Origin of the sequence: Sulfuricurvum sp. (assembly GCF_049305995.1) — a bacterium.
GTDB lineage: Bacteria > Campylobacterota > Campylobacteria > Campylobacterales > Sulfurimonadaceae > Sulfuricurvum.
Genome location: NZ_JBAQPS010000306.1, coordinates 1 through 8,353 on the forward strand (window position 1 = coordinate 1; position 8,353 = coordinate 8,353).

General features: G+C 40.7%; 10 protein-coding genes. 1 reads left to right on the plus strand and 9 read right to left on the minus strand.

Annotated features, from left to right (window positions below; genetic code table 11):
- The 7 genes from WA010_RS10525 to WA010_RS10555 form a co-directional block, all read right to left on the minus strand.
- Positions 1 to 1,192, minus strand: a 1,192-nt coding sequence (locus WA010_RS10525; RefSeq protein ID WP_422557070.1) for an SLBB domain-containing protein, incomplete at its 3' end; no start/stop codon positions are given.
- Between the two features lie 31 nt (positions 1,193 to 1,223).
- On the minus strand, positions 1,224 to 1,841 hold the full coding sequence (locus WA010_RS10530) for a lytic transglycosylase domain-containing protein (protein WP_422557071.1): 618 nt from the start codon (positions 1,839 to 1,841) through the stop codon (positions 1,224 to 1,226).
- 67 nt (positions 1,842 to 1,908) lie between these two features.
- On the minus strand, positions 1,909 to 2,727 hold the full coding sequence (gene galU, locus WA010_RS10535) for a UTP--glucose-1-phosphate uridylyltransferase GalU (protein WP_422557072.1): 819 nt from the start codon (positions 2,725 to 2,727) through the stop codon (positions 1,909 to 1,911).
- Positions 2,728 to 2,805: 78 nt separating this feature from the next.
- Positions 2,806 to 3,177, minus strand: coding sequence for a RidA family protein (locus tag WA010_RS10540; protein WP_422557079.1), 372 nt, complete (start codon positions 3,175 to 3,177; stop codon positions 2,806 to 2,808).
- 15 nt (positions 3,178 to 3,192) lie between these two features.
- On the minus strand, positions 3,193 to 3,588 hold the full coding sequence (locus tag WA010_RS10545) for a thioredoxin family protein (RefSeq protein ID WP_422557073.1): 396 nt from the start codon (positions 3,586 to 3,588) through the stop codon (positions 3,193 to 3,195).
- Positions 3,589 to 3,615: 27 nt separating this feature from the next.
- Entirely contained in the window at positions 3,616 to 4,713 is a 1,098-nt protein-coding gene (dapE, locus tag WA010_RS10550) for a succinyl-diaminopimelate desuccinylase (protein ID WP_422557074.1), read from the minus strand.
- Between the two features lie 2 nt (positions 4,714 to 4,715).
- Positions 4,716 to 6,743, minus strand: coding sequence for a MutS-related protein (locus WA010_RS10555; protein ID WP_422557075.1), 2,028 nt, complete (start codon positions 6,741 to 6,743; stop codon positions 4,716 to 4,718).
- A gap of 142 nt (positions 6,744 to 6,885) precedes the next feature.
- On the opposite strand from WA010_RS10555, the gene WA010_RS10560 reads away from it, so the two are divergent.
- The gene (locus WA010_RS10560; RefSeq protein WP_422557076.1) at positions 6,886 to 7,305 is read left to right on the plus strand and encodes a PAS domain-containing protein; all 420 of its coding nucleotides are present in this window, start codon (positions 6,886 to 6,888) and stop codon (positions 7,303 to 7,305) included.
- Positions 7,306 to 7,315: 10 nt separating this feature from the next.
- On the opposite strand, the gene WA010_RS10565 is transcribed toward WA010_RS10560, so the two are convergent.
- Both WA010_RS10565 and WA010_RS10570 read right to left on the minus strand, forming a co-directional pair.
- The gene (locus WA010_RS10565) at positions 7,316 to 7,600 is read right to left on the minus strand and encodes a hypothetical protein (RefSeq protein WP_422557077.1); all 285 of its coding nucleotides are present in this window, start codon (positions 7,598 to 7,600) and stop codon (positions 7,316 to 7,318) included.
- The coding region (locus tag WA010_RS10570; RefSeq protein WP_422557078.1) for an MFS transporter at positions 7,597 to 8,353 on the minus strand (757 nt) is incomplete at its 5' end. The genes WA010_RS10565 and WA010_RS10570, both read right to left, overlap by 4 nt.

Consider the following 8,353-nt stretch of genomic DNA (forward strand, 5'->3'; position numbering starts at 1 on the left):
GAGTAATTCCACGAAGATTACTTTTGTCCAAATTATGAATATATACCTTATCTTGATCCATAGCGAAAATCTTTTCCGATTCACTAAGAGAAACATTAAAAACTTTCATCCCCTGATGAGCTTCATAGCGGGTAATGCGGATATCATTTTTACTTGCACTGGCTTGTATCCCCCCAGCATAAGCTATGAGATTAGCGATGGTTGTGTTAGGTTTAGCTTCATAAATTGCCGGTCGTTTGACATCACCGTCGATAATGACATTTTTACCCATAATCGGTACTACGATAACATCCCCTGCTCGAAGTAACGGATCGCTTCGTCCTGCTCCTCGGATGATAGTATAAAGATCAATCGTTGCATAAATACGTCCCTGACGCTTAATCATAACACTTCGCATCGAACCATATTTAGAGAGACCGCCTGCGGCAATGAGTGCTTCTTTGACCGTCGAAAATGAACTAATATTGTAAATTCCCGGAACCGCAACTTCACCGGCTAATGTCACCTGAATAGAAGAAAATTGTGTAATATTCACTGTTACTCCTACATTAGGGAAAGCAGCCATTAGCGCATCGGATATCGTTTTTTTCGCTTCGCTAAACGAAAGTCCAGCTATCTGCAAAGGTCCAAAAGAGGGGATAACAATACTTCCGTCTTTATCAATCGTCAAACTCATATTATCCGTTTTAGGACCATATAGAACAACACTCAAGATATCTTTAGGAACCAATTTATAGTTTTCAGGAACTGGCAGCGATGCAAGATCCATTCCGTTTTTATTGCTGAAAAACTCAATACCGTAACGCTTGAGCTCTTTTGGTCTTTCCTTGATTTGGCGCGCAATCAAACGCTTACTATAATCATCATTTTTTTCAATACTCAATGGAGATCGATAAAGAGAATCGAGATCAGCTTTGTTTTGAAGAGTGACGAGAGAAGCATTTTCATCTATTTTGGAAGCATTTTCTTCTGTATATTTTTCTTGACTAACATCATTCATCGGAATTTCTGTTTTTGCAGTAACCGTAGTTGAAAGAGGTGGAGTTTTAGTATTTTGGATCATCGCTTTAGCCTGCGGTGAATCAAGAAGAGCCGGATTCGCTTTAATCGCTTGAACGATTGCAGCGTTATCGGCAGCCGAAAGCGAGAGAGCCACTACGGCAATCCACCCTATCAGTTTTGTATATTTCATCGAGTTTCCACTCCTTTGTACTGGTGATTTTTTACGATCCATTCGAGTATCCCATCAATCGATCTACTTCAGCTTTAGCTTGACTCCATGCCATTTTTGGAGTTATACCCTGTGCAAGTTTTTCATCAATCCGTTTAGAGAGCTGTATTTGGGCAAAACGGCTTCTAGCATCTTCTTGAATACCTAAATTATCCACCTTAGATACAATACTGCCTTGAGGTACATTTACCAATGATAAACGTTTAAGCCAAACTGCCTTATGCACTGGGTTAGCCGAATGATATCTCCCTATAGCATCGAGATTATATCCTCGTTTACGTATGTGCGAACTGAGAAGTAATGCTGCAACGTAAATATTCACTTCAGGATCCATCAATGACTCTTTTGTCACACCGATACGTGATAGGCGTGAAAGATGCATCGAGTTTATTTGCATTAAACCGATATCAATCGTACCATTGGTATTTTTATTGATAGCACGAGGGTTCATACTGCTCTCAATAGTCGCAATCCGTTTCAACAAAATAGAATCGATCCCAAAATCTCCCCCTGCCCGCTCGAAAATTTGATCATAAGGAGTTGCACCCAATAATGTTGTTGCCATACACAGTAGAATTATTTGAGAGATTATATTTTGGTGATAGTTCATGCTAGATAGAATGCCTTATTCGCAAAATATAGATAGCATTTTTGCCACCAATCGATGGCGTTTGTCTTTATTTACTTTTTTCATACAAGGCTACCGTTGCTTGCACATATCCGTCAATACTGCCACAGTCGTAACGTTTACCACGGAATTTGTAAGCAATAACATTACCCATACGTGCTTGCGTCATCAATGCATCGGTAATCTGAATCTCTCCCCCTTTTCCCGGTGCTGTTTGGCTGAGGATATCAAAAATATCGGGAGTGAGGATATAGCGTCCGATGATAGCGAGGTTACTCGGAGCATCAGCAGGCAAGGGCTTTTCGATCATCGTATCAACACGATAGACCCCATCTGTAATTTCAACCCCGGAGACAATACCATATTTATTTGTTTGTGATGGATCAATCTCTTCAATCGCAACAATACTGCACTGATATTCATTGTAGAGCTTGACCATCTGAGATAAAACACCGTCATCATCATTAATACACAAATCATCCGCTAAAACTACGGCAAATGGCTCATTTCCGATCAACGTCTCTCCGGTGAGGATTGCATGACCTAATCCCCCCATAAAGGCTTGTCGGGTATAGGAGAAGGTACAATTATCGATGATATCACGAATATCGGCAAGCATTTTTTCTTTTTCTGTCCCCTGAATCTGATGCTCTAATTCATAACTCACATCAAAATGATTAGCAATTGCCTGTTTTCCCCGTCCAGTGATCATTGCCATGGTATTCATCCCCGCGCCCATCGCCTCTTCGACACCGTACTGAATCAAAGGCTTGGTGAGGATAGGAAGCATCTCTTTTGGGATCGCTTTGGTCATCGGGAGGAATCGGGTGCCGTATCCGGCAGCGGGGAAGAGGCATTTTCGAATCATTACATATCTCTTTTACAATTTATTATTGTGATTATTTTAACAAAAAAATCTTTCAAGAATTCTTGATAAAAGCACTTTTTAAATTAAAGCGATAGCATCAATCTCAACAAGTGCATTTTTCGGCAATGTTTTCACAGCAACGGTAGAGCGTGAGGGCTTGTGATTCCCGAATGCTTCGCCGTAAATCGCATTAACAGCCGCGAAATCATCCATATCCGCCAAAAAGATCGTTGTTTTAATCACTTTATCAAATGAACTCCCCGCTGCTTCCAAAACGGCTTTGAGATTTGAGATCACTTGAGTGCATTGCGCGCTCACATCCCCATCAACCATTTCACCTGCTGGAGTAAGTGCGATTTGACCGGAGGTAAATACCATACCGTTTGCAATCATCGCTTGAGAATACGGTCCGATAGCTGCGGGAGCATTGGGAGTTTGTACATTTTTGATCATCTTTAATTTCCTTTATTTTTTTGCTTTACGAAGCGCATCATCCAAAATCGATTGATAATCATCAACGGGCCAATATCCCGGCATCGAATAGAGCACTTTCCCACTTTCATCTAAAAAATAGCTCATAGGGACCATTTTTGCACTCAATGTTTTAGGATAAACACTTTTATCACGCGTTACGTGGAGCGGGACAAACTGTGTATTAATTTTTGAAATTATCTCATCATCCGATAACGTTGTAGCTTCAAATTTACGGCACCATCGGCATTGTTCTGTCGTAATAATCACCAACATCGGTTTGGATTCTTTTTTTGCTTTGGCTTGCGCGTGAGCAAATGTCTCCTGCCATGTGATATCAGCACCTATAAGAGTGGCTGTTAACAGTGCCAACAAAATTATTTTTTTCATTTTAACCCTTCTTTGAAAAATGAAATTCTACCGAAAATTATGAATCAACTTTGTAAAAACAGTATAAAGATTTTCGACTTCGGCAATCGATGTCCGCTCATTGGGGGCATGTATCGTGTCATTGATGACACCGAATTCAATCACATCAATCCCATATGCGGCAACAAAACGGGCATCTGAGGTTCCCCCCGCCGTCGAATTTTTCGGAGTAACCTTACATACCTCTAGAATCGTATCCGATAACGTACGAACAATCCCCGTATTCGCATCGGTCACAAACGGAAAGGCTGATTGTTCCAATGTCAACGTGTATTCCAGCCCTTTCATCTGTGAAGCAATAAAAGAGTCTATTTTCTCTTTATCGGTGCGGGTGGAGTTACGGACATTAAACATCATTTTCAGCTTACCCGGCGAGACATTGGTCGTCTCGATTCCTGCGCGGATATCGGTAATCACGATCTGGCTCGGGGCAAAATACTCATCTCCCTCATCTAAAAAAGCACCCGCAATGTTGGATAATACAGGGGCAAGTTGATGGACGGGATTCATCGCTTTTTCAGGATACGCCGCATGTCCTTGTTTACCCATGATTTCGATTACACCGTTGATCGAACCGCGACGCCCTACTTTGATTGCATCCCCGAATCTCTCTTCACATGTGGGTTCAGCCACGACCACGGCATCGGGGAGAAGATTATGCTCTTTGAGATAGGCTAATACCTCAACCGTCCCGTATTTTGCCGGCCCCTCTTCATCGGAGGTCAATAACATCGAAAGCGTGCCGTTGAAACCGTCCGCTTCTTTAAGTGCTTGGGTAAAAGCCGCCACACCGCTTTTCATATCCTGTGCACCGCGAGCATAGATGTATCCCTCACTCTCAGTTGCTACAAACGGATCGCTGTTCCACCCCTCCCCTGCGGGGACGACATCGACGTGACCGGCAAAACAAAGATGTTTTCCCTCTCCGAAGCGACGATAAGCAAAGAGGTTTTTTACCCCTTCACGATCAATACGAATAGTGGTAAACCCCTCCAAATAATCTTCGAGAAAATCAAATATTCCCCCATCTTCGGGGGTAACACTCGGCGATTCCAAAAGCTGTTTAAATAACTCAATAATATTCAATGTTAATCCTCTTTTAATTGCGTCTCATATTCCAGACGTAAACCTTGGGGCGTCATTATAAAACCTCTGAGTTTGATTTTGCCTTGTGAAATTTGGCGAGAGTGGGTTTCACATAAAGCTATAAGATGGTGATGCTCTTTTGAAACAGGACTTTTTTGGAGGTTTCGTACGAGTGCTCCACAAATCACACATTCTGAAGCAACTACCTCACGGTAGCGTTTAATGTACTCTTTTTGATTTCCCAGTTCCAATACATCATACTCTTTTGCCAAATTTTCACGTAATCGTTTCGCATTGTATAAAAAGTTTGGGTTCATATGGAGTGATTCGGCGAACTCCAATCCATAGACACTGCTTCCCCGCCCAGATTTTAGGATTCGATCATAAACCAAACGATCACTGCTTTCATCATAACGGACACTTAGATGCAGATGTACCACTTCACGCAAACGGCTGAGTTCACTAATCATAGAGAGCTGATGCAAGTGGGTCGTCATCAAAAACAAACACCCTTTGGTATTGAGTTCCATAATCGTGCTCGCAACAATAGCAACCGCAGAGAGAGTTTCAGTACCATGACTGATCTCATCTCCCAAAACAAGTGAACGAGATGTTGCTCGGCTAAAAATCGTATTGAGTTCCAACATCTCTACTCCGAAAGTGGAGAGCGATTTTGCCACATTATCCCGTGATTGGATACGGGTATAAACCCCATCAAACAGCGAAAATTTCATCGCCTTAGCCGGAACAAAAAAGCCGGCTTGTGCCAAAGTCACAGCGATACCGATGCTTTTCATCAATGACGATTTCCCGCTGGAGTTGATTCCATAGAGTAATACTCCCCGAATATTGGCTCCATCATGAACTTTTGAGTCTAGCATAACCGTATCGGGATAAGGCAAATCGAGATAATCACGATTTCCCATCACAATATCATTAGGAATATATTCTACCCCTTGAGATTCAACCAATAAATGACGTAAATGAGAGATTTGTAAAAAATTACCGTTAAGCGATTCGACAATCACCGGTCGAGTCAATCCATATTGTTGCGCATTTAGAGCTGATGTCACCGCAACATCAATTTGTGCGATCCAATCAATCGTCTCACGCATAAAAGGGAGTTGTTCTTCGAGCCATTGACGTTGGAACCCATTGTTTTGAAATTCAACGTCCCATCCATCTAACAAGGTTATCGAAGGGGAAATTCTACGAAGTTTATGCTGAATACAAAAACGTTGAATTTCCATTACGATACCGATAGCATTGCGAAAATCATCATATACTGCGTGAACACGATTTCGGATCTGCCACCAAAGAAATTCAATATCTCCCAAATTTTGCAATTTTTGACGAAACCATACACTATGGGGATTCACTATTTCAATCCACTCAAAACGGCGATTTAGTTCTCTACCCTCTTTAAGAGGCAAAAAGAGGCGAAATCGTCCAAGCCGTTTCCCCATAGGGGTCGACATATTCAAAAAAAGTTTTGCAATGCTAACCAATCGGGGATTGGAAGAGATCATCTCAAGTTGTTCTAACGCATTGTTGCCAAGCTCCATTAACTGTGTCATATCCAAAAGTTTTGGAAGAGACAATACTAGATTTTCTTCTCTCCGAAACGTATATACCAATAAACTTAGTGCCTGAGCACTCAGCGGTTTACGCTCCAAACTTAAATGTTCAAGAGGGCTTAAAAGAGTATGCAGTGAAAAAACTTCTTTAAACAATGCATTTTGCTCTGAAGAATCAAATATTTTATCTTCATAGCGGTAATCAAACATCGTAAAATTGGTCACAATTTCATCAAATATTTTGCGAGAAGACGCCCCGATAATAAGCCGTCTAGAATCAGTTATAAACAGAAAATGCAATAAACGGTCAATCGCACCGTAAGGGTGGGATGTATCGTATAAAATTTCACTGAACCATCCACCTAATCCGTAAGGTTCCATCATCGCTAATCCGATAGAATACCCTTGAGTATGATAATCAATAAATATAGCTGCTTGAGGTTCTGTAATCATACGTTGTACCGAGTTTACTTTGGATTCATAAAAGGATTATATCTATAAGGTGTAAAAATAAACATTTTACTTTTATTTTAGTAAGAATCGGGTTATAATCACACACTTAATAGTTATGAATCTAGGCTTAGGATATTTTTTAATGAAACGCCCAATACCGGTAAACGAAGAAGTTTTATTTGACGGACGCAGCTTGATTTCTGAAACTGATACCAAAGGTATCATAACCTATGTTAACCGCAAATTTACAGAGATGACAGGCTATAGTCCTGTAGAAGCAGTGGGACAACCTCACAGTTTACTTCGGCATCCAGATATGCCAAAAGTAGCATTTGAAGGGATGTGGAAAATCATCCAAAGTGGGAAAATTTGGGAGGGATACGTTAAAAACCTTCGAAAAGATGGAAAATTTTATTGGGTTGTTGTCCATATTGTCCCTAAATTAGATGAGGAAGGAAGTGTAATCGGATACATTGCCTCCCGTAAAATGCCTGATCGAAACCGTCTTAAAATTATTGAAGAGCAATATAGCAATATGATTAAAGATGAACAACGTAATTAACCCTTTTTATTTAACATATAAACTGCTCTCTAATCTCTTGCATAGCAAGAAACAATGCTTCCTTGGTTGAATAACAAAGTTCAATACGATTAAGAGGCGGAGACCCAATCGGGTCAAAATCACACACAAGAATATATGTTTCTATTTGTATATGATCTGCTTTCATCTCTGCCCATTCCAAAGACACTGAGGCTGATTCACCTGCAGCATGAATCACTACCGCAGGATACAACCTGGTCAACTTTGTCAAATCGATCTTTTTATCACCCGCTTCAAACCAAATTTCATTTTTCATCCTATCTCCTTGAGTAAAAACATCCGTCGAATCCAATGATAATAGAGTATCGCTATCGCAAATACACTTCCCAATATCAACGTAATAATCCCCAATGCAACTCCTTTTTGAGCTAAATAGCCGATTAGAAGGGATACCGATGCCCCAACTCCTAAAAATATCATGTCATTATACGCAATCACCCTGCCATAAAAATCACGATGAGTATGGTGTTGTAATAACGTATACGTATACGACCATAATGTCGTTGTCACAAATCCAACCCCAATGGAAGCGATTAACGAAAGATAAAAATTTTCAATCACCAATGCCCATAATGCGAGGCTAAGTGCTTCAGCAAATAATAACCATCCCAATCGAGAGTTAGTAACCCAGCGTCCAAGCACCATCGGACCAATTACAAGACCAACTGCTCGTGCCGCGTTAATCAAACCGATTCCCAATGAAACGGCAACAATCTGAGCATAAAAATGTTTTGCAGCCAATGCCACAAGTGCATCAAACGCAGTCAATCCCACCACTGCATGTAAAATCATCAAATGTAATACAAGAGGATTGCTACGAATATAGCTCAACGCTTCTTTCATCATTATCATGAAGTGATCTTGTTTTATCGATAATTCTATATTCATACGGAGAGTTAAAACCAAAATCAATACTATGATAAATAATCCAGCATCCAAAATAAATGCCCCCGTCGTTCCTACCCAATAAACAAATAAACCGCTTAATGCCATCCCAACTGTATAAGAA

What these genes read in the sequence shown, in the direction of transcription:
- WA010_RS10530 (WP_422557071.1), bottom strand. Translation starts at nt 1,841, where the DNA reads ATGAACTATCACCAAAATATAATCTCTCAAATAATTCTACTGTGTATG.
- galU (WP_422557072.1), bottom strand. Translation starts at nt 2,727, where the DNA reads ATGATTCGAAAATGCCTCTTCCCCGCTGCCGGATACGGCACCCGATTC.
- WA010_RS10545 (WP_422557073.1), bottom strand. Translation starts at nt 3,588, where the DNA reads ATGAAAAAAATAATTTTGTTGGCACTGTTAACAGCCACTCTTATAGGT.
- WA010_RS10555 (WP_422557075.1), bottom strand. Translation starts at nt 6,743, where the DNA reads ATGATTACAGAACCTCAAGCAGCTATATTTATTGATTATCATACTCAA.
- WA010_RS10560 (WP_422557076.1), top strand. Translation starts at nt 6,886, where the DNA reads ATGAAACGCCCAATACCGGTAAACGAAGAAGTTTTATTTGACGGACGC.
- WA010_RS10565 (WP_422557077.1), bottom strand. Translation starts at nt 7,600, where the DNA reads ATGAAAAATGAAATTTGGTTTGAAGCGGGTGATAAAAAGATCGATTTG.